The organism is Variovorax paradoxus (assembly GCF_029919115.1).
GTDB lineage: Bacteria > Pseudomonadota > Gammaproteobacteria > Burkholderiales > Burkholderiaceae_C > Variovorax > Variovorax paradoxus_O.
Genome location: NZ_CP123990.1, coordinates 641,284 through 667,167 on the forward strand (window position 1 = coordinate 641,284; position 25,884 = coordinate 667,167).

General features: G+C 62.7%; 26 protein-coding genes. 20 read left to right on the top strand and 6 right to left on the bottom strand.

The features are described 5' to 3' along the window. The first annotated feature begins 4 nt into the window (after nucleotides 1-4). The 5 genes from QHG62_RS03000 to tatC all read left to right on the top strand — a co-directional run bounded on the left by QHG62_RS03000 (nucleotide 5) and on the right by tatC (nucleotide 2,418). Complete coding sequence (locus tag QHG62_RS03000) at nucleotides 5-394, top strand: DUF4870 family protein (RefSeq protein ID WP_281149346.1); 390 nt, start codon at nucleotides 5-7, stop codon at nucleotides 392-394. Further along, a complete protein-coding gene (locus QHG62_RS03005; RefSeq protein ID WP_281149347.1) occupies nucleotides 384-743 on the top strand; it encodes a histidine triad nucleotide-binding protein in 360 nt (119 codons plus the stop codon). Before QHG62_RS03000 ends, QHG62_RS03005 begins: the two co-directional genes overlap by 11 nt. Nucleotides 744-805: 62 nt before the next feature. Further along, nucleotides 806-1,054 carry a Sec-independent protein translocase subunit TatA gene (gene tatA, locus QHG62_RS03010; RefSeq protein WP_157612539.1) on the top strand — a complete coding sequence of 83 codons (249 nt, stop codon included), beginning with the start codon at nucleotides 806-808 and terminating at the stop codon, nucleotides 1,052-1,054. Between the two features lie 13 nt (nucleotides 1,055-1,067). Further along, complete coding sequence (tatB, locus tag QHG62_RS03015; protein ID WP_281149349.1) at nucleotides 1,068-1,526, top strand: Sec-independent protein translocase protein TatB; 459 nt, start codon at nucleotides 1,068-1,070, stop codon at nucleotides 1,524-1,526. Nucleotides 1,527-1,602: 76 nt separating this feature from the next. Then, a complete protein-coding gene (tatC, locus tag QHG62_RS03020; protein WP_281149350.1) occupies nucleotides 1,603-2,418 on the top strand; it encodes a twin-arginine translocase subunit TatC in 816 nt (271 codons plus the stop codon). 25 nt (nucleotides 2,419-2,443) lie between these two features. Here the strand turns inward: tatC and QHG62_RS03025 are convergent, their stop codons facing one another. Then, nucleotides 2,444-3,604, bottom strand: coding sequence for a S1C family serine protease (locus tag QHG62_RS03025; RefSeq protein ID WP_281149351.1), 1,161 nt, complete (start codon nucleotides 3,602-3,604; stop codon nucleotides 2,444-2,446). Between the two features lie 284 nt (nucleotides 3,605-3,888). Here QHG62_RS03025 and QHG62_RS03030 point away from each other — a divergent pair, with 284 nt between their 5' ends. Genes QHG62_RS03030 through pdxA form a run of 3 tightly spaced genes read left to right on the top strand, consistent with a single transcriptional unit; the run spans nucleotide 3,889 to nucleotide 7,078 of the window. Continuing rightward, nucleotides 3,889-5,244, top strand: coding sequence for an MFS transporter (locus QHG62_RS03030; RefSeq protein WP_281149352.1), 1,356 nt, complete (start codon nucleotides 3,889-3,891; stop codon nucleotides 5,242-5,244). After that, nucleotides 5,241-6,014: a Nif3-like dinuclear metal center hexameric protein gene (locus QHG62_RS03035; RefSeq protein WP_281149353.1), complete on the top strand. Its 774-nt coding sequence runs from the start codon at nucleotides 5,241-5,243 to the stop codon at nucleotides 6,012-6,014. The genes QHG62_RS03030 and QHG62_RS03035 overlap by 4 nt, the downstream gene beginning before the upstream one ends. Then, nucleotides 6,011-7,078, top strand: a complete 1,068-nt coding sequence (pdxA, locus tag QHG62_RS03040) for a 4-hydroxythreonine-4-phosphate dehydrogenase PdxA (RefSeq protein WP_281149354.1) — start codon at nucleotides 6,011-6,013, stop codon at nucleotides 7,076-7,078. The genes QHG62_RS03035 and pdxA overlap by 4 nt, the downstream gene beginning before the upstream one ends. Here pdxA and mscL read toward each other — a convergent pair. Next, nucleotides 7,075-7,509 (bottom strand): large conductance mechanosensitive channel protein MscL, encoded by a 435-nt coding sequence (gene mscL / locus QHG62_RS03045; protein ID WP_281149355.1) that lies wholly within the window; start codon nucleotides 7,507-7,509, stop codon nucleotides 7,075-7,077. The genes pdxA and mscL overlap by 4 nt on opposite strands. A gap of 192 nt (nucleotides 7,510-7,701) precedes the next feature. On the opposite strand from mscL, the gene QHG62_RS03050 reads away from it, so the two are divergent. The 9 genes from QHG62_RS03050 to QHG62_RS03090 all read left to right on the top strand — a co-directional run bounded on the left by QHG62_RS03050 (nucleotide 7,702) and on the right by QHG62_RS03090 (nucleotide 18,430). Then, nucleotides 7,702-8,391, top strand: a complete 690-nt coding sequence (locus QHG62_RS03050; RefSeq protein WP_281149356.1) for a phosphatase PAP2 family protein — start codon at nucleotides 7,702-7,704, stop codon at nucleotides 8,389-8,391. 385 nt (nucleotides 8,392-8,776) lie between these two features. Then, nucleotides 8,777-9,940 (top strand): polysaccharide biosynthesis/export family protein, encoded by a 1,164-nt coding sequence (locus QHG62_RS03055; RefSeq protein WP_281149357.1) that lies wholly within the window; start codon nucleotides 8,777-8,779, stop codon nucleotides 9,938-9,940. Beyond that, nucleotides 9,937-10,392, top strand: coding sequence for a low molecular weight protein-tyrosine-phosphatase (locus QHG62_RS03060; protein WP_281149358.1), 456 nt, complete (start codon nucleotides 9,937-9,939; stop codon nucleotides 10,390-10,392). Before QHG62_RS03055 ends, QHG62_RS03060 begins: the two co-directional genes overlap by 4 nt. Next, nucleotides 10,389-12,641, top strand: a complete 2,253-nt coding sequence (locus tag QHG62_RS03065; RefSeq protein ID WP_281151486.1) for a polysaccharide biosynthesis tyrosine autokinase — start codon at nucleotides 10,389-10,391, stop codon at nucleotides 12,639-12,641. The genes QHG62_RS03060 and QHG62_RS03065 overlap by 4 nt, the downstream gene beginning before the upstream one ends. A 342-nt stretch (nucleotides 12,642-12,983) precedes the next feature. Then, the gene (locus QHG62_RS03070) at nucleotides 12,984-13,694 is read left to right on the top strand and encodes a sugar transferase (RefSeq protein WP_281149359.1); all 711 of its coding nucleotides are present in this window, start codon (nucleotides 12,984-12,986) and stop codon (nucleotides 13,692-13,694) included. A gap of 13 nt (nucleotides 13,695-13,707) precedes the next feature. Continuing rightward, nucleotides 13,708-14,856 (top strand): polysaccharide pyruvyl transferase family protein, encoded by a 1,149-nt coding sequence (locus tag QHG62_RS03075; protein WP_281149360.1) that lies wholly within the window; start codon nucleotides 13,708-13,710, stop codon nucleotides 14,854-14,856. Nucleotides 14,857-14,867: 11 nt separating this feature from the next. Continuing rightward, nucleotides 14,868-15,938 (top strand): glycosyltransferase, encoded by a 1,071-nt coding sequence (locus QHG62_RS03080; protein WP_281149361.1) that lies wholly within the window; start codon nucleotides 14,868-14,870, stop codon nucleotides 15,936-15,938. Next, a complete protein-coding gene (locus tag QHG62_RS03085; RefSeq protein ID WP_281149362.1) occupies nucleotides 15,938-17,197 on the top strand; it encodes a hypothetical protein in 1,260 nt (419 codons plus the stop codon). The genes QHG62_RS03080 and QHG62_RS03085 overlap by 1 nt, the downstream gene beginning before the upstream one ends. A gap of 3 nt (nucleotides 17,198-17,200) precedes the next feature. Continuing rightward, on the top strand, nucleotides 17,201-18,430 hold the full coding sequence (locus QHG62_RS03090; protein ID WP_281149363.1) for a lipopolysaccharide biosynthesis protein: 1,230 nt from the start codon (nucleotides 17,201-17,203) through the stop codon (nucleotides 18,428-18,430). A 34-nt stretch (nucleotides 18,431-18,464) separates the two neighbouring features. On the opposite strand, the gene QHG62_RS03095 is transcribed toward QHG62_RS03090, so the two are convergent. The 4 genes from QHG62_RS03095 to QHG62_RS03110 form a co-directional block, all read right to left on the bottom strand. Then, nucleotides 18,465-21,524, bottom strand: coding sequence for a YjbH domain-containing protein (locus tag QHG62_RS03095; RefSeq protein WP_432445603.1), 3,060 nt, complete (start codon nucleotides 21,522-21,524; stop codon nucleotides 18,465-18,467). Further along, the gene (locus tag QHG62_RS03100) at nucleotides 21,521-21,937 is read right to left on the bottom strand and encodes a hypothetical protein (protein ID WP_348638679.1); all 417 of its coding nucleotides are present in this window, start codon (nucleotides 21,935-21,937) and stop codon (nucleotides 21,521-21,523) included. The genes QHG62_RS03095 and QHG62_RS03100 overlap by 4 nt, the downstream gene beginning before the upstream one ends. A gap of 64 nt (nucleotides 21,938-22,001) precedes the next feature. Then, nucleotides 22,002-22,133: a hypothetical protein gene (locus QHG62_RS03105; protein WP_281149365.1), complete on the bottom strand. Its 132-nt coding sequence runs from the start codon at nucleotides 22,131-22,133 to the stop codon at nucleotides 22,002-22,004. A gap of 212 nt (nucleotides 22,134-22,345) precedes the next feature. Continuing rightward, nucleotides 22,346-22,642 (bottom strand): hypothetical protein, encoded by a 297-nt coding sequence (locus QHG62_RS03110; protein WP_157612572.1) that lies wholly within the window; start codon nucleotides 22,640-22,642, stop codon nucleotides 22,346-22,348. Nucleotides 22,643-22,938: 296 nt separating this feature from the next. On the opposite strand from QHG62_RS03110, the gene petA reads away from it, so the two are divergent. The 3 genes from petA to QHG62_RS03125 are packed head-to-tail and all read left to right on the top strand — an operon-like array spanning nucleotide 22,939 to nucleotide 25,807. Beyond that, nucleotides 22,939-23,553 (top strand): ubiquinol-cytochrome c reductase iron-sulfur subunit, encoded by a 615-nt coding sequence (gene petA, locus QHG62_RS03115; RefSeq protein ID WP_281149366.1) that lies wholly within the window; start codon nucleotides 22,939-22,941, stop codon nucleotides 23,551-23,553. A 14-nt stretch (nucleotides 23,554-23,567) separates the two neighbouring features. Continuing rightward, a complete protein-coding gene (locus QHG62_RS03120; protein ID WP_281149367.1) occupies nucleotides 23,568-25,004 on the top strand; it encodes a cytochrome b in 1,437 nt (478 codons plus the stop codon). Nucleotides 25,005-25,033: 29 nt separating this feature from the next. Beyond that, nucleotides 25,034-25,807 (top strand): cytochrome c1, encoded by a 774-nt coding sequence (locus QHG62_RS03125; RefSeq protein WP_281149368.1) that lies wholly within the window; start codon nucleotides 25,034-25,036, stop codon nucleotides 25,805-25,807. Nucleotides 25,808-25,884: the final 77 nt, after the last annotated feature.

Genomic DNA, 25,884 nt, shown 5'->3' on the forward strand with positions numbered 1-25,884 from the left:
TCCAATGGCCAACGACATCGTGAACGTGGAACCCGACGACTCCCTCAAGACCTGGGGCTGGGTCAGCTATATCCTGCACCTGATCGTGGCTGTTTGCGCCGTCCTGCCCGGGGCGCAGGCGTCGGTGGCGCTCCTGCTGGTTGCGCTGGTAATCGACTTCGTCAAGCGCGACGACGCGGCGGGCACCTGGCAGGCTTCGCATTTCAGCTGGCGCATCCGGTCGGTGCTGTGGGCCGGCTTGCTGTACATCGTCACGTCGTGGCTCTGGCTGCTGTTTCTGGTGCCCGGCTGGATCGCCTGGAGCCTGATTTCGCTGTGGTTTCTGTACCGGATCGTGAAAGGCATGATCCGCATGAACGACGGCCGTCCCATGGAACCCAAAGATGTCATCTGATCCGAACTGCGTCTTCTGCAAAATCATCGAAGGCAAGATCCCCTCGCGCAAGGTCTACGAAGACGACGAACTGTTCGGTTTTCACGACATCGCGCCCTGGGCGCCGGTGCATTTCATGCTGGTGCCCAAGAAGCACATCGCCTCCATGGCGCAACTCACGCCCGACGACGCCGCGCTGATGGGCAAGATCATGACGCTGGCCCCCAAGCTGGCCCTGGAGCAGGGCTGCAGGCCTTATCCGGAGGGCGGCTGGCGCGTTGTCATCAATACCGGCACCGAGGGCGGACAGGAGGTTCACCATCTCCATGTCCATGTCATGGGCGGTCCCCGGCCATGGCTTCGCGGCTGAACATTAGGCCAAACTGTCACATTTAGCCCGACTAAAATCGGACACATTCTTAGGAGTCTTCCATGGGTTCATTTTCAATCTGGCACTGGCTGATCGTGCTGCTCGTCGTGGTCATGATCTTCGGCACCAAGAAGCTGCGGAACATGGGTTCCGATCTTGGCGGCGCCGTCAAGGGCTTCAAGGACGGCATGAAGGAAGGCGGCTCTTCCGATGCGCCCGCTGCTTCGTCGGCCCCCGCTGCCCAGGTGACAGGCCAGCCGGCCAACAGCGACAAGTCGGCCATCGACGTCGAAGCGCGTCAGAAGTCCTGAGCGCGGGTTTTAAGTGCTCGACCTCGGTATTGAGAAGCTGGCGCTGATCGGCGTCGTGGCGCTGATCGTCATCGGGCCGGAAAAGCTGCCCCGGGTGGCGCGCACGGTCGGCACCTTGCTGGGCAAGGCGCAGCGTTACGTGAACGACGTCAAGGCCGAGGTCAATCGCTCGATGGAACTCGAAGAGCTGCGCAAGATGAAAACCACCGTGGAGGATGCGGCGCGCGACGTCGAGCACAGCATCCAGACGGGCGCGACCGATCTTGAAAAGCAGTTCTCCGGCTCTGGCGAAACCCTCTCGGCGCTGGCCGAACCCGAGCCCGCGGTTCCTGAATACAGGCACCCGCGCAAGAACTGGCGCCTGAAGCAGGGCGCCACGCCGCAGTGGTACAAGGCCCGAAACGGCGTTCGCACCAAGGCGCTCTCGGGTGCCGCCCGCGTCGCCCGTTTCCGTCCCCACAAGATCAACTAGCGGCTTTTGCAACCGCGTTCCTCGTGCGCCGCACGCCGGCCGAAGCCACGCTTTCTCCTGCTCTTTTCTCCTTCCAATGGCCGATTCCGACAACAAGAACAAAGACGCAGAAGACGAATTGGCGGGCACCGAACAGCCGTTCGTGCAGCACCTGGTCGAACTCCGCGACCGCCTGCTCTATTGCGTCTACGGCCTGGTGGTCGCGGGCGTGCTGCTGGCCATCTGGCCAGGGCCGGCCGGGCTGATCGACCTTATTGCCATGCCGATCCAGGCCCACATGCCGCCGGGCGCCAAGCTCATCGCCGTGGGCGTGTTCTCGCCCTTCTTCGTGCCGCTCAAGGTGCTGATGATGACGGCCGTGCTGCTGGCGCTGCCCTGGCTCATGTACCAGGCCTGGATGTTCGTGGCGCCGGGGCTCTATAGCCATGAAAAGAAATTCGCGCTACCGCTGATCTTGTTCGGCAGCCTGCTGGCCTATGTCGGCATCGCGTTTGTGCAGTTCTTCGTGCTCGACAAGATGTTCGGCTTCATTCAGAAATTCACGCCGCCGAGCGTGAATGCCACGCCTGACATCTCGTCATACGTGGAGGCCATTCTCTCGCTGTACATCGCGTTCGGCGTCGCCTTCCAGGTGCCCATCGTCGTGATGCTGCTGGTGCGCTTCGAAATGGTCACCATCGAAAAGCTGCGCTCCTTCCGCGGCTACTTCATCGTGGTGGCCTTCGTCATTGCCGCGGTGCTCACGCCGCCGGACGTGGTGTCGCAGCTCGCGCTGGCGGTGCCGATGTGCCTGCTCTACGAGGTCGGCATCATCGGCGCGCGCTACTTCGCAAACGGCACCAGGAAGCCGTCCGAAGAGGAAGAAAGCGCCGATTCCTCGGCGTCTTCCTGATCGGTCGCTACTCAACCCTCCGCAGTTACTCGGGCTGGTTCGGCACCTGCCGAACCGGGCTCTTGGGCCGAAGGCCCGGCGTCACGTCAAGTTCCATCTTGTCGGTGCCGCGCTGCAGCGCAAAGCGCGCGGTGCTGCCCGGCTTCAGTCCGGCCACGGCGGTCAGCAGGGCCTGCACGTTGTCGGTCTTCTTTTCGCCGACCGAAGTGATCACGTCGCCCGGGCGGATGCCGGCCTTGGCCGCGGGCCCGTTCTGGAGCACGCCGGTGATGATGACGCCGGTATCCGCCTTCACGCCGAAGGTCTCGGCCAGTTCGGGCGAGAGTTCGTTCGGCTCGACACCGATCCAGCCACGGCGCACCTGGCCTTCCTTCACGATGCCTTCGAGCACGATCTTCGCCATGGAAACCGGAATGGCGAAGCCGATGCCCATGCTGCCGCCCGAGCGCGAATAGATGGCCGTGTTGACGCCCTGCAGGTTGCCGTTGACGTCGATCAGCGCGCCGCCCGAATTGCCGGGGTTGATGGCCGCATCGGTCTGGATGAAATTCTCGAAGTTGTTGATGCCGAGCTGGTTGCGCCCCAGCGCCGAGACGATGCCACTGGTCACCGTCTGGCCCACGCCGAACGGGTTGCCGATGGCAAGCACCTGGTCGCCCACCTGCAGGTCGTCCGAGTTGCCCAGCACGATGGCGGGCAGCTTGTCCATTTCGATCTTGAGCACGGCAAGGTCGGTGTCCGGGTCGGTGCCGATCACCTTCGCGCGCGTGTGGCGGCTGTCGTTGAGCGTGATCTCGATCTCGTCCGCGCCCTCGACCACGTGGTTGTTGGTGAGGATGTAACCCTCCGAGCTCACGATCACGCCGCTGCCCAGGCCCACCTGGGGCTGGTCGCCCTGGTCGCCGAAGAAAAACCTGAACCACGGGTCGTTGCTGCGCGGATGGCGCTGCGCCGCCTTGCTGGTGTTGATGCTCACCACCGCCGGAGACGCTTTCTTGGCGGCTGCGCTCAGGCTGCCGGCGGGCGCCACCGCCGGCGCACCGGCCGGTGCCTCGACAATCGAGACCACGCCGCCGAGCGATGTGGAGCGCCGGTTGATCCACTCGGGCTTGAGCGTTGCAACAACAAAATAGGCCGCCAGCAGGACGGTCACGGCTTGGGCAAAGAGCAGCCAGGTGCGTTTCATGGAATTTGTTTACGGGTAAGCACGCCGTCCGGTGCGGCGCTACGGATCAATTGTCCCTCAACCCCCGGCCACCGGAAAACCGCGCCGGCCGGTCGAGATTGCCCAAGGTTCCGGGCGCCAATGCGGGATAACCCTTAGCATCGCGAAGCGAGCCCACACGGCTCCGGATTCCGGCCTTCCGCAACGCCCACCCGGCGCACGCGGCCAGGTGTTTCGCCGGCGCGCTGCTTTTCCGCTTCAATCCCCCGGCGGTCCTGCGCGCGGCAACGACTTCCCTGCCAGCCATGACTTCTCAAGCCCTTTCCCCGGACGCTTCTCCGGACGGCGCCCGGCCGCTTTCCGCCCGCACGCTCGACTCCCGCGACTACAAGACCCTTGCCCTGTCCGCTCTTGGCGGAACGCTGGAGTTCTACGACTTCGTCATCTACGTTTTCTTTGCCACCGTTCTGGGCGCGCTTTTCTTTCCGGCAGACATGCCCGACTGGCTGCGGCAGCTGCAGACCTTCGGCATCTTTGCCGCCGGCTACCTGGCCCGGCCGGTAGGCGGCATCGTCATTGCGCACTTCGGCGACCTGCTTGGCCGCAAGCGCATGTTCACGCTGTCGATCTTCCTGATGGCGGCGCCCACGCTGGTGATCGGCCTGTTGCCTACCTACGCCAGCATCGGCATTGCCGCACCTTTGCTGCTGCTGGCCATGCGGGTGTTGCAGGGCGCGGCCATCGGCGGCGAAATGCCCGGCGCGTGGGTGTTCGTCGGCGAGCATGTGCCGGCGCAGCGCTATGGCTTCGGCATCGGCACGCTCACTTCGGGCATCACCGGCGGCATCCTGCTCGGCTCGCTCGTGGCCGTGGGCATCAACCGCTATTACCTGCCGGCGGAGGTGAGCGACTTTGCCTGGCGCATTCCCTTCGTGCTGGGCGGCGTGTTCGGCCTCGTCTCGGTGTACCTGCGCCGGTTCCTGCACGAGACACCGGTCTTCAAGGAACTGGCCGACCGCAAGACCGTTGCGCGCGAGTTGCCGCTGCGCACGGTGCTGCGCGAGCACCGTGCCGCAAGCATCTATGTGGGCCTGCTCACCTGGGTGCTGTCGGCCGCCATCGTCGTGGTGGTGCTGTACACGCCCACCTACCTGCAGAAGGTGCATCACATTCCGGCTGCACTGGCACTCGAAGCCAATGCGCTGGCCACGCTGACCCTGACCATCGGCTGCGTGCTGGTCGGCTGGGCCTGTGACCGCATCGGCACGCGCGCGGTCATGCTCATTGGCTGGGGCGGACTGTTCGCGACCGCGTACCTGTTCTACACGGGGTTGCCGGGTACGCCGGCCACGCTCTTCTGGCACTACGGCTTGGTCGGCTTGTTCGTGGGCACCATTGCCACGGTGCCGATTGCCGGTGTGCGCGCGTTCCCGGCGCCGGTGCGCTTTACCGGCCTTTCGTTTGCCTACAACATGTCGTATGCCGTGTTCGGCGGACTCACGCCTGTGATCCTGACCGTCTGGCTCCAGCACGACACCATGGCGCCTGCACACTACGTTGCCGTGCTGGCAGCCCTGGGCTTTGTGCTGGCCCTGTGGCCCCTGGCGGCACGCGGCCATGCCATGCGAAACGGGAGCGGGAGCGCGACAATGTCGCGATGAGCACCACCCGCCACGAACTGCTGCATGCCTTCGATCTTCTTCTTGCGCCTTCCCGCTTCAAGGACTACGGACCGAACGGCCTGCAGGTCGAGGGCCGCACCGTGGTGCGGAAAATCGTCTCGGGCGTCACGGCCAGCCGCGCACTGATAGAAGCCGCCATTCATGCCGAGGCCGACGCCATCTTCGTTCACCACGGCCTGTTCTGGCGCGGCCAGGACGCCTGCGTGACCGGCTGGATGAAGCAGCGCCTGAGCCTGCTGCTTGGCGATGACGTCAATCTGTTCGCGTACCACCTGCCGCTCGATGCCCACCCCGAGCTTGGCAACAACGCCCAGCTCGGCTTGCAGCTCGGCCTGCTTGCGCATGCCGGCTCCGCCGGGCGCTTTGGCGAACAGGAACTCGGCTTTCTCGGCGCGCGCGAAAACGGCGAGAGCTTTGCCAATGCCAAGGAGCTTGCCGCCCACGCGGAAAAGGTCCTCAAGCGGCCCGTGACGCTGGTCGATACCGCCCACAAAGCCATCAAGAACATCGCGTGGTGCACCGGCGGTGCCCAAGGCTACTTCGAGGCCGCCATTGCCGCCGGGGCCGATGCGTTCATCACCGGTGAAATCTCCGAACCCGAGGCCCACTATGCACGCGAGATGGGCGTCGCCTTCCTGGCCTGCGGGCACCATGCCACCGAACGCTACGGCGCACCGGCGGTCGCGGCCCACGTGGCAGCCCAGCTCGGCCTGAAGCACGAATTCATCGATATCGACAATCCCGCATGACCGGCAAGGATCCCATCACCGCTGCCGGCGCGCCGGTGGCGATCACGCTCGGCGATCCTGCGGGCATCGGCCCGGAAATCATCGTCAAGGCTTTCCGCCAGGCGCCCGGCGCCACGCGCGGCGCCTTCGTGGCCGGCGACGTGGCCACCATGCGCCGCGCGTCGCAGGCTCTTGCGCTGCCTGGGCAGCCGGCATGGCCCGTGGCGGAAATCGAGCATGCGGCCGAGGCAGCTACGGCGCCTCCGGGGTGCATTCCCGTGCTGCAGGTGGCCGCACCGGCCGACAACATTGTGTCCGGCCGGATCAGCGCCGAAGCTGGGCGCGTCGCGGGCGACTGCGTGGTGTGGGCTGCGCGCGCCGCATTGCGGGGCGACATTGCCGCCATCGTGACGGCACCGCTGCACAAGGAAGCACTGGCCGCGGCGGGGTTTCCTTATCCCGGACATACCGAGCTGCTGCAGGCCGAGGCTGCCGCGCACGCAGGCGTGGCCGTGGACGGCATGCCGGTGCGCATGATGCTGGCCAACGACGACCTGCGCACCGTGCTCGTCAGCATTCACATGTCGCTGCGCGACGCCATCACTGCGGTGAGTTTCGGCAACGTGCTTGAAACCCTGCGCATCACGCACCGTGCCTTGCACCGCATGCTCGGGCGGGCGCCGCGCATCGGCGTGGCGGGCCTCAATCCGCATGCAGGCGAGGGCGGCCTCTTCGGTTCCGAAGAGCGCGACATCATCGCCCCGGCCATTGCGGCCGCACGCGCCGAGGGCATCGACGCCAGCGGCCCGCATGCGCCCGACACTGTCTTCATGCGTGCCCGCGCCAAGGCAGGCGTGCCTGGGAGCGGCGAATTCGATGTGGTGGTGGCCATGTACCACGACCAGGGGCTGATCCCGGTCAAGTACCTGGGCGTGGAGAAGGGCGTGAACGTCACGCTGGGCCTGCCGCTGGTGCGCACCAGCCCCGATCACGGCACCGCGTTCGACATAGCGGGCACGGGCCGGGCCGATGCGTCCAGCCTCATCGAGGCGCTGCGCATGGCCAGGACGCTGACGGGCGCTTAAGGACGGTTCTTCAGGCTGTCCCGGATCTCGCGCAGCAATGCAATGTCTTCGGGTGGCGCCACCGGGGCAGCGGGTGCCTCGGCATGAACCTTGCGCAGCTTGTTGATCTGCTTGACCATCATGAAGATGATGAAGGCAAGGATGATGAAGTTGACCGCAATGGTGATGAAGTTGCCATAGGCCAGCACCGGCACGCCAGCCTTCTTCAGGTCGGCCAGATTGTTCGCCACGCCCGAAGGGACTGAACCCAGCACCAGGTACAGATTGGAGAAATCGAGCTTGCCGAACACCAGCCCGACGACCGGCATGATGATGTCGCCCACAAGCGAGTCGACGATCTTCCCGAACGCCGCGCCGATGATCACGCCCACCGCGAGATCGACGACATTGCCCTTGACGGCAAATTCCTTGAATTCACTGAGGATGCTCATGATTTCGATGTGCTGGGGCGCACCGGTGTTGAAGATGTCGCGAGTATGCCTGTGGAACAATCGGCCCGCCTGGAACTCGATCGACACATGCCTGTAGTCCGAAAGAGCTCCCCGGCGGATGGCTGGCTTTAATGATAACGAATCAAATCGCCGAGCCGCCGCACCGAGAAGGCGCAATTCCATTTCAAATCGATGAATAGTTTCTGGTTAATGGTCACCGGGCTGGGTGACAGCGGCTTTCTATTGCCCGCTGCATTGTGGATCGCAATTTGGTTGGCGGTCGACCGCAGCACGCGTCCGGCAGCAGTGCATTGGGCGCTCCTCTTCGGGGGATGCGGCTTTGCGGTGATGCTGTCCAAACTGGCTTTTCTCGGCTGGGGAATAGGCTGCGCCCGTTTCGATTTCACCGGTTTCAGCGGACACACCGCATTGGCAACGAGCGTTTGGACCGTTGTCTTCTGGCTTGCGGCACTGCGATTTGCACCATTCCTGCGCATTGCGGCGGCCATTGCGGGATGGGCATGGGGCGTTGCTGTCGGCGTGTCGCGGCTGGCGCTTGAAGTGCATTCAACGGCAGAAGTGGTGACAGGCGTTGCGCTCGGTACCGTGGTGAGCGCAAGCTTTCTCTGGCTGCAGCGCGACAGGCTGGCTATCGTCTCTCTGCGAACGCCTCTCTGGCTCGCTGCGGGTGTCGTGGTGCCGTTGTTGTTTTTCGTCATCGTGGGGCGGCCCGCACCCACTCAGTACGCGCTGGAATCCCTTGCCGCCTGGATGGCGGGCATCGAGCGCCCGTACAGGCGCAGCGATCTTCTGCACAACCGCGCGCCAGCCCGTGCGCCCGGCTGGAATTCACAGGTGCTTACAAAAGAGCAAACCTTTTAGTTGGCCGGCCAATAGGCGCCAATTGTCGCTTGAATGCCACAATTGGTCCCGTCAATGGGTTAATTGATAGTTCACATTTGCAAACCGCGCGCAGCGGCTTTGCGTGTCCCCCGAAGGTTTTCATTTCCCAATGAAGAACAGCCCTTCGGCATTGCGGTTGAACATTCCCCTGCACAGCCTCGGGCTATTCCACAGATGGACACATTTTTTTCGTCTATTCAACGGAAAACAGGTGATGCGCGGGCAGCGACAATTCGGTCGGCGCGCCTGACGACAACGCGAAGGCCCGCTTTCACGAACCGTGACAAAAAGGCCGGGCCCAAATGCGTATTGGGCTCGGGCCTTGCATATGAATCACGGAATGTCGAGAAAACCAATTTGTGCAATGGGGATCAATTTGACACGCTACGTGCACCCGTCAGTGTGGGGTTTTGCCCTAATCGGCGCGTTATTGCTGCAGGGCTGCGCACCCGGCTTCAGTTCCGTGTCTGCCTACGAGGCCGACCAGAGCCTGCCGCCGGAATTCCAGTACCTGCCGGCCGACGGCGCACCAGACGGGGTAATTACCTCGATTTCGCCTGCTCTCATCCGAGCGATGGCCGAAGCGCAGCCCACGACCGTGCCATCCGAGGTGAAGGCGCTTTTCGGCGAAGCTCCCGTCTACACGATTGGACCTGGCGACGTGGTGGGCGTGATCGTCTATGACCACCCGGAGCTGCTGCCCAATGCGGGCGCGGTGATCACGCAGCAGGCCGACCCCACGGGCATCAGCGTGGCACCCGGCTTCATCGTCGGTGCCGACGGGCAGATCACCTTTCCCTACATCGGCCGCGTCAAGCTTCAGGGGCTGACTGAAATCGAGGCGTCCGATCTCATTGCGAAGCGCATCGCGGTCTACATCAAGGATCCGCAGGTGACCGTGCGCATCCAGTCCTTCAGAAGCCGCCGCGCCTTTGTCGAAGGCGAGGTGCGAACCCCCGGGCTGCAGATATTTACCGACGTGCCGATGACGCTGGCCGAAGCCATCAGCCGCGCCGGCGGTATCACTGCGAACGGCGACCGTTCGTTCGTCACGCTGCAGCGCGGCGGCAAATCGACGCTCATCAACCTGACCAACCTCCAGGATGTGGGCGCTGACGCGAGCCAGATTCCGCTGCGCAACGGCGACGTAATCCAGGTGCGGAACCGCGACGAGAGCAAGGTGTTCGTCATGGGCGAAATCTCGCGCCCCTCGGCCTTGCTCATGCACAACGGACGCCTCAGCCTGAACGAAGCGCTTGGCGAGGCGGGCGGGCCCAACCTGGCGTCGGCCAACACCGGGCAGGTCTACGTCATTCGCAACAACGCCAGGGGCTTGCCGGCAATCTTCCACCTGAACGCGAAGAACCCGGCCGCCCTGGCGCTGGCCGAGCGCTTTCCGCTGCAGCCGCGCGACGTGGTCTACATCGATTCCGTGCCGCTCGTGACCTGGAACCGCCTGGCCAGCCTGATCCTGCCGGCGGCGCAAGTCATCAATGCCGGCGACGAGGTCTGGAGCCGCCACAGATGAAATCCATCCTGACAGTCTGCATCGGCAACATCTGCCGCAGCCCGATGGCGGAGGGCATCCTCTCCGCCGGCTTGCCGCATCTTCGCGTGGTGTCGGCGGGTACGGGCGCGCTCGTCGGCAAGCCGGCCGACGCCACGGCGCAAATGCTCATGCACCAGCGCGGCATCGACATTTCGGCCCATGTGGCGCAACAGGTGAGCCAACTGCTGTGCCGGCAGGCCGACCTGATCCTGGTAATGGACATGGAGCAGCGCCGCTATCTCGAATCGGCCTACCCCTTTGTGCGTGGCAAGGTCTTTCGCATTGCCGAAGCCGCCAAGCAGGACGTGCCCGATCCCTACCGGAAAGACGAGGCGGCTTTCGAGCATGCACTGGCCCTCATCGACGTGGGCGCCAGGACCTGGATCGATCGCATTCTGAAAATTACAAAACCCGAGCAGCAACCGACATGAACGCACCCCAGCAAGCCGCCCTGCCGATGCCAGCGCTGGAAGAAGAGGGCGAAGGAATCAATCTGGTCGAATACCTGGACATCCTCGCCGACAACCGCTGGCTCATTGCCATCGTTGCCGCGGCCGCCTTGTTCCTGGGCTTTGCCTATGCCTTCTTCGGCAAGCCCATGTACGAGGCCAACGTGGCGGTGCAGGTGGAAGACTCCGGCAATTCGGCGGGCAGCTTCCTGGGCGATGCCGCCTCTTCGCTGCTGAGCGTGAAGACCCCCGCCGCGGGCGAGATCGAAATCATCAAGTCGCGCGCCATCCTGGCGCAGGCGGTTGAAAACACCAAGCTCTACATCAGCGCGCAGCCCCGCTATGCCCCCGTGGTGGGCAGTTGGCTTTCGCGGCGCGCAACCGAGCTTTCGAACCCGGGCTTCATGGGGCTCTCGGGCTACGTGACCGGAACCGAGAAGATCGTCGTCCCCCAGTTCGATGTGCCGGCCGATCTCGAAGAGCAACAGTTTTCTCTGACTGTGCAAGCCGACAACCGCTATGAACTGGCTCATCCCGGCATCGAAACCCCGCTCAAGGGCACGGTGGGAACCCCGCTGGCCGCCAGTCTTCCGGGCGGCAGCTTGCGGCTCCTGGTCAGCTCCATCAACGCCAAACCCGGCGCGCAGTTCCAGCTGGTCAGGTTTTCGAAGCAACTGACGCTGCTGTCGTTGCAGGACGGGCTCAAGGTTGTCGAGAAGGGCAAGCAGTCGGGCGTGATCGACGTCAGCTGGAAGCACCCGAGTCCTGAAAAGCTGACCCAGCTCCTCAATGAAATCGGCCGCCTCTATGTTCGCCAGAATATCGAGCGCAAGGCTGCCGAGGCTGAAAAGACCTTGGGCTTTCTCGACACCGCGCTGCCGCAGTTCAAGAAGCAGCTCGAGCAATCGGAAGATCTCTACAACCGCTACCGGAACGAGAACGGCACCGTCAGCCTCGACGACGAGGCGAAAAACGCCCTGACGCAGACGGTCGACCTTCAATCGAAACTGCTCGAAGCGCAGCAGAAGCGGCGCGAGCTCTCCGCGCGCTTCACGGACAAGCATCCGAGCATCCAGACACTGGACACGCAAATCTCGGCGTGGAAGGGCGAAATCGCCTCGGTCGATTCGCGCATCCGCAAGATGCCGCTGCTGCAGCAGAACACCGTGCAGATGCAGCGCGACATCAAGGTCAACACCGACCTCTACGTATCGCTCCTCAACAGCTCGCTGCAGATGCGGCTGGCCAAGGAAGGCAAAGTCGGCAACGTGCGCCTGCTGGACGACGCCATCGTTCCTGAAGAGCCAGTCTGGCCCAAGCGGCCGCTGATCCTCGCGCTGGCGTTGCTCGTGGGCCTGATGGCCGGCGTGGCCGCCGCGATTGCCAGGAACTCGTTCTTCGGCGGCATTCGCAACCCGAGCGAAATCGAAATGCACACCGGGCTCAATGTCTACAGCAGCATCCCGCTGAGCGGCGCCCAGCGGATGATCGACAAGAGCATCGAGAACAAGGCACCCGGCCTACATATCCTGGCCCTGCAGCATTCGGAAGATCCCGCGGTGGAGAGCCTGCGCAGCCTGCGAACCGCGCTGCAGTTCGCCATGCTGGAGGCGCCCAACAACCGCCTGCTCATCTCGGGTGCCACGCCCGGGGTGGGGAAGACTTTTGTTTCCGTCAATTTCGCGGCAATTACCGCTGCGTCCGGCAAGAAGGTGCTGCTGGTCGATGCCGATTTGCGCAAGGGCCGGGTTAATCAATTCTTCTCAATGCCGCGATCTTCCGGTTTATCCGAATTGATTGCCGGCACATTGAGCCTTGAAAAAGCCATTCGCCCGTCGGTCCTGCCGAATCTCGACGTCATAACCACCGGGGTGCTCCCGCCGAACCCGGCCGAATTGCTCCTGAGCGACTCTTTTTCGCAACTTTTGGAAAAGCTTTCGCCGAGCTATGACTTGGTAATCATCGATACGGCGCCCGTGCTGGTGGCTGCCGATACCTCCTCGGTGGCGCCGCTTGCGGGCTCGCTGCTGCTTGTTGCCCGTGCGGAAAAAACCCAGCTGGGCGAATTGAACGAGAGCGTCAGAAGACTGGCGCATGCGGGCTGCGCCGCCAATGGTGTCATTTTGAATGCTATGGACTTATCGCGGCGCCACGCCGGTAGCAGCAGCTATAAATATGGCGGTTACCGTTACATACACTATAAATACAAAAACAACAGGGATACCACCTAGGCAGCGGAAAGATATCTGTGAAAATTAGGCCAGAGTGTGGAATTTCTCACTCGCCGCACTAATTTGGTGCCTTTGCTCAAAAGCTAATTACAAAGGCCTAGGGTCAATTACTTCGTTCTTTTGTATTACGTGGTTGAGTCGCCTGGACTGCGCGATGGTTTTTGTGCGCAGCATCCTTCAAGGCTCCCGGGCCGAGCCGTATCGGGCTTGGCGCCCGCGCCGCAACTTATCACCGACCCGAGAGGGGCAAGCGTTTGCTTGTAAGACGAAAGGTGCTCCAGCAATGAGAGTTCTTAAGCTGAAAAATTGCCTCCGCGTCAATTGCGAAAGCGGGGAATTCCTATGACAAACTTTCGGCCAGAGGAATTGACCGCTCCCATGAGCGAGGAAATGCATACCGAATTTTCAGATTCGGCATGGGAAGGAATTCGTCATTCGGCCATGTTGCGGGCAGGTAAAAGGGCGGTCGATATCGCGGCTTCGCTTTTCTTTTTTACCGCCTTCGGCTGGCTTTATGTCTTGCTTGCCATCGGCGTTTTTCTCACTTCCGGAGCGCCGGTCCTGTATTCGCAGCCGCGGTACGGCCGGGGTGGGCGCGTGTTCAAGTTCTACAAGTTCCGCTCCATGCTCCCCAACTCCGCCCAGATCCTGGAAGAGCACCTGAAGAACGATCCCGTGGCGCGCCAGCAATGGGACGACTACCAGAAGCTCGAAAACGATCCGCGCATCACCCGTTTCGGCAAGTTCATCCGCAAGACCAGCCTGGACGAATTGCCGCAGTTCTGGAACGTGCTCGTGGGAGACATGAGCCTGGTCGGCCCCCGGCCCTGCATGCTCGATCAAAAGGGGCTGTACGGCGCCGACTGGTCGTTCTATTGCGCGGTGCGGCCCGGCATTACGGGGCTATGGCAAGTCAGCGGACGCAATCAGCTGAGCTACAAAAAACGCGTGGCGCTGGATGTGAGCTATGTCGAGACGCTTTCCGTGGGAAGGGATATCTCCATCTTCATCCGCACCATCTGGGTGGTTGCAGTAGGCCACGGGTCGAGATGAATCCGTTTTGAAGATGAAAAAGATCCTGATTTGCGCGGTGCCTTTCAGCGACAACCTCGGAGATGGGGTGATCGCGGCGTCGCTGGCTCATATTGCAGCCATGAAGTACCCGCGGGCCAATGTCGAGTTTCTGGACATTGCCGGCCGAGTGGGCTTTGAAGAAGAAAACCTGCGGGGTGGGGGCGCTTTCCGTGTTTTTGCAAAGCTGCCATCGCTGCTTCGGTCGCTGATCGTTTTTCTCTACTGCCTCAAGGGCTACTTTCTCGTCTGGCGAAAGAACTGGAAAGCCGCGGTCGGCGATGCGGATCTCATCGTCATTGGCGGCGGCCAGCTCTTTTGCGACGTGGCGCTCAATTTTCCGGCCAAGCTTTTTCTGCTGAGCCGCTTGCTGCGCGGAAAGCGCGTGGTGGTGGTGTCGGTGGGGGTTACCGCACGATGGTCGTTTTGGGGCCGGTTCCTGGTCAAGCGGTTCATCAGCAATGCAAGGCCGGTTTTCTACGCCACGCGCGACAAGGAATCGGCAAACAACCTGCATGCGCATTTCGGAATTCCGAGGGGCAGCATCAGGGTCGTTCCCGACCCGGCGCTGGTTTGTGCCGATGCGTTTTCGAATGAACTCTCGCCAGAGAAGAACTGGGACATCGGCATCTGCGTGAGCAGCCTCGATGCGCTGGTCATGAACTCCGAATACGCGAACGCCAACTCGACGGAATCGGCCAGGTTCTTTTCGACGCTCGCCGAATCGTTGAGGGCCGAGGGAAAGCGGGTGCTGTATTTCACCAACGGGGCTTCTGAAGACAACAAGGTCCTGAACGAGATCTCTGCGGAATCCAGTGCGCCGAAATCCAATTTCCTGGTTCCCCGTCATCCCGATGAACTGGTCTCGCTGATCAGCGCCTGTTCATGCATCGTGGCTCACCGGCTGCATGCCAACATCGTGGCCTACAGCCTGAACATTCCTTCCATAGGCATGAATTGGGACAAGAAGGTCGAGTCGTTCTTCGAATTGACGAAGCGAAAGCGCTATCTCTTCGACCTGTCGCCCCGCGTGGAAAAGCTCGAAGCCTCGGTGCTGGGCCTGCTGAATGAAAAAACGCCGGACCGGCAAGCACTCGACCTGCTCAGAGGCGAAGTGGTTACCGGAATTCATGCCTTGATCTGACTGCGCAGGCCATGAAAATATTGCACATTGCCGAGACCCTCAAGGGCGGGCTAGAAACCTATCTTCGAATGGTTTCGGGCTTTCAGCAAAACTCGCCCGTCATCAGCCAAGCGAAATTCATCTTGCCCGGACCGGTGGAGTGGCTCAGTTCGCAAGACACCCATGTGGTGCCCACGGCGCGCAGCCCTTTGGCGCTCGCAAGCTATGCCGCGGAGGTCAGGAAGATCATTCGGACGGAGCGGCCGTCGGTTCTGCATCTCCACAGTTCGATTGCCGGCGGGGTTGTTCGCGCCATGGCGCTGCTCGGCCAGGTGCCGCAAGAGACAAAAATCGTCTATTGCTCCCATGGCTGGGCATTCGACCAGATCGGTCCTTCGTACAAGAAGTCGATCTATCGCTGGGCCGAATGGCTGCTGTCGTACTGGACCGACGCGATCATCTGCATCAGCGACCATGAGCTGCGCATCGCCGAAAAATTCGGCATCAAGCGATGCAGGTGCATTCCGAACGGCATCACCCCCGCAGCGATCGGCCAGGAGCAACCGGCCGGCGCAAAGGAAATGTCGGCGCGGCAAAGGCAGATTCTGTTCGTAGGCCGGCTCGACCGGCAAAAAGGCATCGACTTGCTGCTCGATGCCTATGCCCGCGTGCGGCCGAGATTCAAGCTGACCATCGTCGGCGGCGCAGTACGAAACGATCTTTCCCTGGCTCATTCGAGCGAAATCGAGTTCAAGGGGTGGCTCGAGAAAGACGATCTCGATGCTGCATACAGGTCTTGCGACGCAGTGATCGTTCCGTCCAGATGGGAAGGCTTCGGCTTTGTGGCCGTGGAGGCAATGGCGCGGAGCAAACCGGTTTTCGCTTCCGCCGTGGGCGGTCTGGTCGACATCATCGAAGACACGAAAAACGGCCGGCTGTTCCCGCTCGATCGCCTGGATGAAGCGCTGCGCGAGATCGACCAGATCCCGAACGAAGACCTGGTGCGTATGGGGCAGGCCGGGCGCGAGATCTTCGAGAAGAAATACACCGCCGACCGCATGAACTCGGCCATCGTCGATCTCTACAAGGAGTCGGTGCTGTGATGACGATTTCATCGCTGCGCGAAATCGCCAAGCTCTTCTGCACGCTGGCGGTGCTTGCTGCAATTTCGCTTTCAGCCCAGGCGCGGGGCGTCAGCGAATTGGGCACCGAATATCCGACGGCGCTGAGCGTGCAGATCGACCCGAACGACATCTCGGACGAAGACCTGAACGAAATCAGGGCTGCGGGATTCGAGTTTGTCCGGTTCGGTGTTCGGCCTCCGTTGAAGAGCGTCAACCCCGCAATGATCGATTACTCGAAACTGATCCGGCGCGTGCGCAATGCAAGGCTCGAAGCCATCGTGACGCTGTTTGGCGGCAAGGAGATCTGGGGGCATGACCCGTCGGACCTTCAGGCCGGCGGCCAAAGGGAAAAGCTGTTCGCAAATTTTGCGGCCCAATTCATGGACGCACATTCGACCGATGTGGCGGTGTGGGAGTTGTGGAACGAGCCCGACTACAAGACCTTTTTGAATCCGGCGCTCTTTTCGAACTTTGAAACCGCCACCACCGAGTTCTGCCGCAGCATCGCGCAACTCAAGAATCCGCCGAAGATCGTCATGGGATTCGGTTTTGCGAAGCTCCCTTTCAACCAGGGGCAGGTTCCGCCGCAACTCGAAAGCGCTTTCGTTTCGGGGGCCAAGGCCAACTGCCTGACGGACATATCGATCCATCCGTACCGCTCGGTTCCCGAGACCGCCATTGCCGACTACGGAAAGCTGCGCGCAAAACTGGACCAGCTGCAACTCGGCAAGGTCGGCATCGTTGCTTCGGAATGGGGCTATGCGTCTTACCTGCCGGTGCGGGACCGCAACGCACAGGCGTCGTTGATCTTGCGCGAATACCTGACCAATGTGGCCGCCGGCATCAAGCTTTTGAATCTCTACGCCTGGAAGGACCGGGGTACGTCGGTTGTCTCAAGAGAAGACAACTTCGGACTGAAGTCCAAGGGGGGCGAGAAGAAAGAAGCCTTCTCCAGCCTTTCCGAGTTCCTCAAGATCGCCAGAAATTCCAGGAAGGTTTCCTACGACAGCACCTCCGGCCTCAACAGGCTGGTGCTGAGCCGCGGAAATTCATTGCTGCACGTGGTGTGGACGCAAAGCTCGGAGCAGAACGTTCTGGTGTCCGCCGAAAAGGGCAAGAAGTGCACGCGCGTCGACTTCTTTCCGCAGGTGCGCCACGGAAGCTGCGGCAGTCCGGTCGACGGGGGCTTTGCCGCGAAGGCTAGCGCCTATCCGGTCCTGTTTTCGCTGTCGGACTAGTGAATGGCGTCGTTCGCGGGGATTCGAAAACGCCTTGGAGGTCCGATCTATGCAGTTGCTGACCAGTGCATCTATAGCGCGAGCCAGCTGCTGCTGAGCTTTGCGCTGGCGCGGGCGTTGTCGCCTTCGGACTTTGGCATTGCGTCGGCCTTTCTCGCAATCGTCAGCTTCCAATACATCCTGCATACGGCGGTGGTGCATGAACCGCTGCTGATCAAGCGCTACTACGCGGACCGCCCGGCAGCCTGGTGGAGTTGGGCGCTGGTTGCCGCAGTGTCGGTTGCGGGCTTCCTGGTGTGGCAGTTCGCGGGCTTTCCGGGGCCCCTGAGCTGGGCCGGCGTGGCTCTGATCATCGGCTACGAAATATTCTGGATCTCTCGCAGCATCCTGCTGGTCGGGCGCCGCTTCGCGGTGCTCTGCATATCGGGCGTCCTGATCAGCATCGGCTATGTGGCGGTCCTGATCGGCCTGAAGCCCGCTTCTTGGACGCAGGCGCTGCTCTGGGTTTCCATCATCCAGCTGCCGTTCTCGATCCTGATCGCTGCGGGCCTGAAGAATGTGATTGCGCCACTGCCGCCGCCGGCCGATGCGCAGACGCTGACCCTCAAGGAGGCGTCTGCCTATGGGTGGAAGGCGAGCCTGTCCCAGTTCATGAGCTGGATCATGACCGGGGGCGCCATCTTGCTCCTGGGCTCTTCGGCCGATTCCGCGCAGGGCGGGTTGCTGAAGATCTACATCACCTTCCTGCTGCCCATGCAGTACGTGCTGCTCGCGCTGGGCTACTACATCCTGCCCAAGCTGGCGGCCAGCTGGAAATCCGAGCGCCGGAAAGACGCGTTTCGCCTGTTCATCAAGTTCGTCGTCTTCGGATTCGTGGTGGCGGAAATCGGTGGGGTCTTGCTGGGCCTGCTGGGGCCTCACCTGGTGGTGCTGGCCTTCGGCAAGAACTACGGTGGGATGGATTTCTCGCCCTTTTTCTATGCGCCTGCAATCTTCGGCCTCACGATGTGCCTGCGGACCGGGTTCAGGGCCGCGGGCCGGCCGGGGGCTCTCTTGTGGTGCTCGATCTTCGGCGCGCTGGTGTTCGGGGCCTGCATGCTCATGGCCAAGCCGCCAATCTCCTACATCCACACCATCAACGCCATGACGCTGGGCTTTGCCTGCATGGCTGCGGCAATGATGGCCTGGCTGTTCTTCATCATGCGCGGGCCCGCCGCGCCGCAGGCTCGCTGAACCTGGCGACGCAACGAGCGAAAAGGCGCGAGCCCTAGCGCCGTTCGAACTTCAGGATGTTGTCGCCAGTGCCCGGAGCGCCGCTGTCGGGCGGCGCGAACTTGAAGGCGCTCGGGTCGCGGGCGGATGTCATTTCGTACAGCGGGTGGATGCGGCCAAGGCGCGCACCGCCGTCGCGCACCAGCGGCGCCCATGCGAAGTTGGCGGTGAACTTGTTCGAGCGCGGCAGCAGTGCATCGAAGGGCACCGAGATGTAGATGCCCTTGTCGAAGCTGCCTTCGCCGAACTGCCGTGCCGATATGTTGGTCTTGGTGGCGTAGGCACCGAGCACCACGCCGTTGTCGAAGCGCCGGCTGATGTCGATGGTGACCCCGCGGTCGCCCGCCAGGTATTGCCCCGCGCTGATCTTGGCCAGGATGCCGTTCCAGCCGGTGTCCCAGTAGAGCGTGGCATGGCCTGTGTTCACCTTGTAGTCGCGCAGGCCGAAGTCCTGCTCGAAGTCGCGCTGCCGCACATGGTTGAAGTCGACGCCTACGGCCAGCCGGCTGCGCCACGGCCGGTAGAGCCATTCTGCGCCGACGCCCGCATACATGCTTTCGAGCGCACCGCCGTACACGCTGTAGTACTGGTTGTCCGTCAGCCGGCCAACGTGGGTCAGCTGCAGCACCGGCATGGTCAGGCGCTTTGTGGTGACGTACTCGCGCTGGAGCGTTCGCACCCGCGGCAGGTTGCTGGGCGCCGTGTAGGTGAACTTGTCGAAGTTGTCGAGCAGGCGCAGGTTCAGCGCACCATTGACCCAGGTGCTCGGCGTGAAGCGGTATTCGGCAACCGCCTGCACGCCGATCTGGTACAGCACGAAAGAGTTGGGGCCCCCGAGGATCTGGCCCAGGCTGGGCGTCAGGCCAATGCTGAACTTGGAGGTGCGGCGCTCCCACGGCGCCAGTGCCTTGTTGTCGCCTGCAATGTCCGGCGCATCCCTGGACGCGATGGCCGCATTGGTGTGCGGAAGATTGGCGGGCTGAAAGTCGGCGCCGATGGGCGGGGGCGCGTAGTCGCGCTGGCTGGCCGCGCGGGCTTCACTCGGCGTCTGCGCTTGGTAGTGCGCCGTCACCCATTCGTTGCGGTCGACCACTTGCGCATGCATCGGCAAGCCGCGCTCCGAGTAATGCAGCACGAAGTTCTTGATCGAACCCGGCGCATCGCGATGCAGCACGGCAATGATCTGCTCGACGCGCGCGTTGCGGTAGACGGTGGCGCTTTCGGTGATCCACACGTGCAGCATCTGGCCCTGCGGGGCGATGCGCTGGATGGTCCACTCGGTGCGGCTTTCGATGTCCGCTGCAGTGGCTGCCCAGCCCGGAGAAGTGGCGGGCGGCGTCGGCGAAAAGCGCGGTGCCGGCGGATCCGCCGTCTTGGGCATTTGCATGCTCGCCAGGTTGGTCTGCAGCGTAAGACCCACCATCACCTTGTTGCCGCGCTCCAGCCCGGCGGAAAAGGTTACGCCGGGGGCGTAGCGGTACTCCAGCCCGAAGTTGATCGGCGAGCGCCGCGGCTGGTCGTTGTTGAGCGGCTCGTTCTTGTAGTTGTTGCCCTCGAACTCGAGCTTGAGCGTGAGCGGGTCCCAGGGCGTGCGCCATTGCACGCCGCCAAAGAGCGCGGTGGGTCCGCGAAAGAGCCGGCCGAAGTTGGCGCCACCCCATGTCGTCTCGCTGACGCGGGTCTTGAAGCGGCTGCTCAGCACACCGAACGGGTTGCTGATGGTTCCGCTGCTGCCCATGTAGCCCCAGCCGATGCCGAGGCTGAAATCCAGGTCGCCGTGCCGCTTGCTCGCCACGAGGTATTCGGACGAAAAGAGACCGGTACCGCCGATATCGCGAAAGCCCAGGGCCACCTCGGGCAGGTAGGCCGACTCTTTCCACAGCCGCGCCTTGAAGTCGATGCTCTTGTCCTTGTAGTCCTGGTTGCTCAAGCCGATGCCGTAGATGCGGTTGCCGATGGACGTGTAGCGGAAGCCGGCTTCGAGCCAGTCCAGCGGCTGGAACATCACGTTCAGCCGCGTGTAGGGCGAGACGTGCGTGATGGATGTGCGCATGTCGCCGGCCTGGCCCATGCGCGCAGAAGGCGTCTGCAGCAGGCCGGTTTCACCCCAGTCGTTGCCGCTGGGCTGCAGCGGGCGGTACTGCGGTGCGGCTTCGGGGCGCACTGAAACAGTGGTGGGCTGGTAGGACGCGGCTTGCGGCACGGGCTCGGCGGATGGGGCGGCCGCAGGTTCAGGTTCAGGTGCAGGTGCGGGTACCGCGATAGCCGCGGCAGTAGCGCCTTGCGGCGACGGTCCCTGCGTGGCCAGGAACTTGATCAGCCCCTCGGAGGCTGCCTCGAGGTCGTCCATGCCGCGAGGCGCCGCCCACACCCAGGCGCCGGGTGCCGGTTCGTCCGAGGGATGCGCATTCCACGTTGCCATGCCGACACGCGCAGTGCGGCCGTCGGGCTGTGCCACCCATGCCCAGTCATGCTTGCCTTCGGGCGCGCAAGCGGCCACGTAGTCCCATGCCGTGCGGCCAGGCTCGTGGGCCACCTGGCAGAGCCGCCCGTCGGGCTGCACCACCGAGACTGTGTTCAAGAGCGGCGGTGGCGCAACGAGTTGCTGGCCGGCCGTGAGCACCGGGTCTTCTTCAGGATGCGCCTCGAGCCAGCGCGGGTCCACGATGCCGAGCGCAACGCGGCCCGTAACGGGGAGGTTCTGCAGCCATCCAATCAGCCGCTGGCGTTGCGCCTGCTCTTCCCGCGGTGCGCGCCGCCTTGCGGCCTCGAGCCGCAGCAGCACCTGGTTCTTCAGGAATTGCTGCGCCAGCCGCTCTTGCGGAATGCGCCACGACAAGCCCGGGGCGGCCGTTTCCGCCGGCTGCCGCAGCAGCCAGGTGCTCAGGCGCTCGCCCGGGCGAATGTCGCTGTCGTCGGCGGGGGACTTGTTGTCGACGGGGCCATTGCCCAGGGGCTGGGCTGTGGCTGCGCAACTCGCCGCGAGCGCGCAGGCCACCGCTGCGCGAAGGGGCCAGGGGTGTTTGCCGAAGCCACGCAGAAGCGCGCCGCTCATGTACCAGCGCTCGCCGCTGCGACGGGTGCTGGAGAAGAAGGCGTCCACTGCTCGAAGCTCATACACAGATCATTGGAAATACATTGCTCGGAATAAACGACCCGAGGGGTGCCGCCCGCTTGTGAGACGCCGAAGCGCGCGGGTGGCAACGAGGCGCTTGCCGGCCGCGAAACGCTGCGCTCCTCGTACCAGCGCAGGGAAGCAGCAGCCGTGCCAGCCAAGGCGGTTTGCTGCGGTGCGGCAATCGGCGACAGCACGATCTCGTCACGAACGCCGAACCGGTAGCCCGGCATCATGTCGCGTTGGCGGCGATAGGTTTTTGCAGACGGCGCGGTGCCGGCATCGGCGCTCCAGGCTGGCAGTACTGAAAACCGCACCTCGCGCCAATCGGTGGAAAGACCGGTGGTTCCCACCAGGCGTCCATCGAGCAGCCTGACGACCTCGCCGCTGCCGCTGTACCAGACTTCGACCGCGCCTTCAGGGCGCTTGTCTATACAGCCTGACGACCTCGCCGCTGCCGCTGTACCAGACTTCGACCGCGCCTTCAGGGCGCTTGTCTATATAGCCGAGCACCATGAACACCGTCTGGTCGCCGGTGGCTACCCGCAAATAGCGGTAATTGGGATTAAAGGCGGGCAGGGGCGCCGAAGGCGCGCCGCTATATAGATGCCGAGCCGTTGCCAGCATGGCAGAAGATCCGGAAGAACAGCCGCCAACGCCCAAAAGAAATGCCGCCAAAAGACAGCATTCAACAAGTCGCGTGGCGTGGCCAACGCGCGGACTATTCAGCGAATGCCCTCCCGTCCGGAGGGCGCCCACGGTTAATTCGTGCCGGTCGTACCTGTGCCGGTGCCGCCGGTGCCGCCCGTGCCGCTGCCACCGCCGCTGTTGCCACCGTTGCCACTGGCTACGGCAGCTGCCAGGCCCACGCTGGCAGCAACGCCACCGGCCTGTCCGGCGGTAATACGGCCGAACGCGGAATTGGTTGCGCCAGTAGCGCTTGCCGGCTGGGCGACGGGTGTTTGAACGGGAGGCGTCGGGGTCGGGGCCTGTGCCAGAGCCGAAGAAATGCTCAAGGCTGCAATGGCGGTTGCGAACACCAATGGCTTAATTCTCATGGCAAACATCCTCTCAAATTGACGATTAACAGTTGAGAGAAGATTAGCAGCTAGCGAAGTGTGCCGCAACTAATTTAGCCTTTTGCAACCATTTGCCGGTGCAAATCGTTGTGACGAAATGTCGGCCAAATAAGTTGCAAATAAATACTAATTAATTGTTCTTAGTTGATCTTCCAGAGTGTCTGGCGGCAGCGCATTCGCACGTGCTCCGGGCTGGCGGCGTTGAATATGCCCACAACAGCCCGCTACAATCGCCGGTTGACCCTGCTCCAGCGAAGAAGACTTAGAGGATCCCCATGAGTGACATGACCTCCGGTTCCCCCCGGATCGACACAAGCAAGCGGACGTGGTTAATCGCATCCAGCTGTGCCGGCGTAGCGGGAGGCGTGGCCACCGCGATTCCCTTCGTAAGTACTTTCCAGCCCTCCGAAAAGGCCAAGGCCGCAGGCGCTGCGGTCGAGGTGGATATCGCAGGCCTCAAGGTCGGCGAGAAGATCACCGTCGAATGGCGAGGCAAGCCGGTTTGGATCCTCAAGCGTTCGAACGAGCAGGTCGCCGAGCTGGCCAAGCTCGACGGGCAGCTGGCCGATCCGCTCTCCAAGCGGCATCCCGACGAGTTCACCCCCGAATACGCGCAAAACCAGCACCGCTCCATCAAGCCGGACGTGCTGGTGGTCGTGGGTATCTGCACCCACCTCGGCTGCTCGCCCGTCGACCGCCTCCAGGCCGGACCGCAGCCTTCGCTCCCGAACGACTGGGAAGGCGGCTTCCTGTGCCCTTGCCACGGCTCCACCTTCGACCTGGCCGGCCGCGTCTTCAAGAACAAGCCTGCGCCTGACAACCTGCCTGTGCCCCCGCACATGTACCTGTCGGAAACCAAGTTGCTCATCGGCGAAGACAAGAAGGCCTGAGGCAGAAGAAGAACATGGCTGAATTCCACGAAATTTCCCCCAATGCGCCTGCCGGCGAGAAGCTGCTCAACTGGGTTGACAACCGCTTCCCCCTGACCAAGCTCTGGAACGACCAGTGGGGCAAGTACTACGCGCCGAAGAACTTCAACTTCTGGTACATCTTCGGCTCGCTCGCGATGCTGGTCCTCGTGATCCAGATCGTGACCGGCATCTTCCTGGTGATGCACTACAAGCCCGACGCTAACCAGGCGTTCGCGTCGGTCGAGTACATCATGCGCGACGTGCCCTGGGGCTGGCTCATCCGCTACATCCACTCGACGGGCGCCTCGGCGTTCTTCATCGTGGTGTACCTGCACATGTTCCGCGGCCTCATGTATGGCAGCTACCGCAAGCCGCGCGAGCTGATCTGGGTTTTCGGCTGCGCGATCTTCCTGTGCCTGATGGCCGAAGCCTTCATGGGCTATCTTCTGCCGTGGGGCCAGATGTCGTACTGGGGCGCCCAGGTGATCGTGAACCTGTTCGCCGCCATCCCGTTCATCGGCCCCGACCTTGCGTTGCTGATTCGCGGCGACTACGTGGTGAGCGATGCAACGCTCAATCGCTTCTTCAGCTTCCACGTCATTGCCGTGCCGCTGGTGCTGCTCGGCCTCGTGGTGGCCCACCTGATCGCTCTGCACGAAGTGGGTTCCAACAACCCCGACGGCATCGAGATCAAGGCCAACCGTGGCCCCGATGGCCATCCGCTCGACGGCATCCCGTCGCACCCGTACTACACGGTGCACGACATCTTCGGCGTGGTGGTGTTCCTCACGATCTTCTCGGCGGTGATCTTCTTCGCGCCCGAAGCAGGTGGGTACTTCCTCGAGTACAACAACTTCATTCCGGCCGATTCGCTCAAGACGCCCAACCACATTGCGCCGGTCTGGTACTTCACGCCGTTCTACTCGATGCTGCGTGCAACCACCGACGACATGGTCAACGTGTTCGCGCTGATCATCGGCCTTGCCGCCGTCCTGAACTTCATCAAGGGCAAGTCGGGCACCGGGCTGAAAATCGCGGCTGTCGTCGCCGCGGCCGTGGTCATCTTCCTGCTCAAGGCCTTCGACGCCAAGTTCTGGGGCGTGGTCGTGATGGGCGGCTCGGTCATCATCCTGTTCTTCCTGCCCTGGCTGGACAAGAGCGAAGTCAAGTCGATCCGCTATCGTCCCAGCTGGCACAAGTACGTGTATGGCGTCTTCGTGTTCTTCTTCCTGATCCTGGGCTACCTGGGTATCCAGGCACCCGGCGTCTGGGGCAACCTGGTCATCGGTTCGTTCGCGCTCGACATCGCGCAGACCATTTCGCAGATCGGCACGCTTTTCTACTTCGGTTTCTTCCTGCTCATGCCGTGGTGGAGCAGCAAGGGCGAGTTCAAGCCCGTGCCCGACCGCGTGACCTTCGCCGCCCATTGAGAAGCCCAAGAGAGCTCGAGAGAAACACGATGAAGAAAAGCATTTCTGGCTGGCTCGCGGTTGTGGGCCTGGCACTGGGCCTGACCTTTTCCGCAGGTGCATCGGCCGAATCCGGCGGTATTGCATGGGACAAGGCGCCCAACAAGACCACCGACGTGGCCTCCCTGCAGAACGGCGCCAAGCTGTTCGTCAACTACTGTCTCAACTGCCACTCGGCCGCCTTCATGCGCTACAACCGCCTGAAGGACATCGGCATTACCGAGCAGCAGATCAAGGACAACCTGCTGTTCTCGACCGACAAGGTCGGCGAGACCATGAAGGCCAACATCGACGCCCGCCAGGCCAAGGACTGGTTCGGCACCACGCCGCCCGACCTCACGCTCGTCGCACGCTCGCGCGCCGGCCACGGCGGCACCGGTGCCGACTACCTGTACACCTACCTGCGCACCTACTACCGCGACGAGACCAAGGCCACGGGCTGGAACAACCTCGTGTTCCCGAGCGTTGCCATGCCCAACCCGCTGTGGGAGCTGCAAGGCGAACGCCGCCCGGTGTACGCCAAGGTCGAGCAGCACGGCCACACCAGCGAAGTGTTCAAGGGCTGGGAGCAAGTCACTCCCGGCACCATGACGCCGCTGCAGTTCGACAACGCCGTGGGCGACTTGGTGAACTACCTGCAATGGATGGCCGAGCCGGCACAGAACACGCGCATCCGCATCGGCGTGTGGGTGTTGCTGTTCCTGGCGCTGTCGTTGGTTTTTGTGTGGCGACTGAACGCCTCGTACTGGAAAGACGTCAAGTAGTTCCGTCCACGCCGACCGGGCGCCTCGTGCGTCCGGTCCCACAGAGTGGGTTGCCAACGCGACCCACTCTTTTTGAT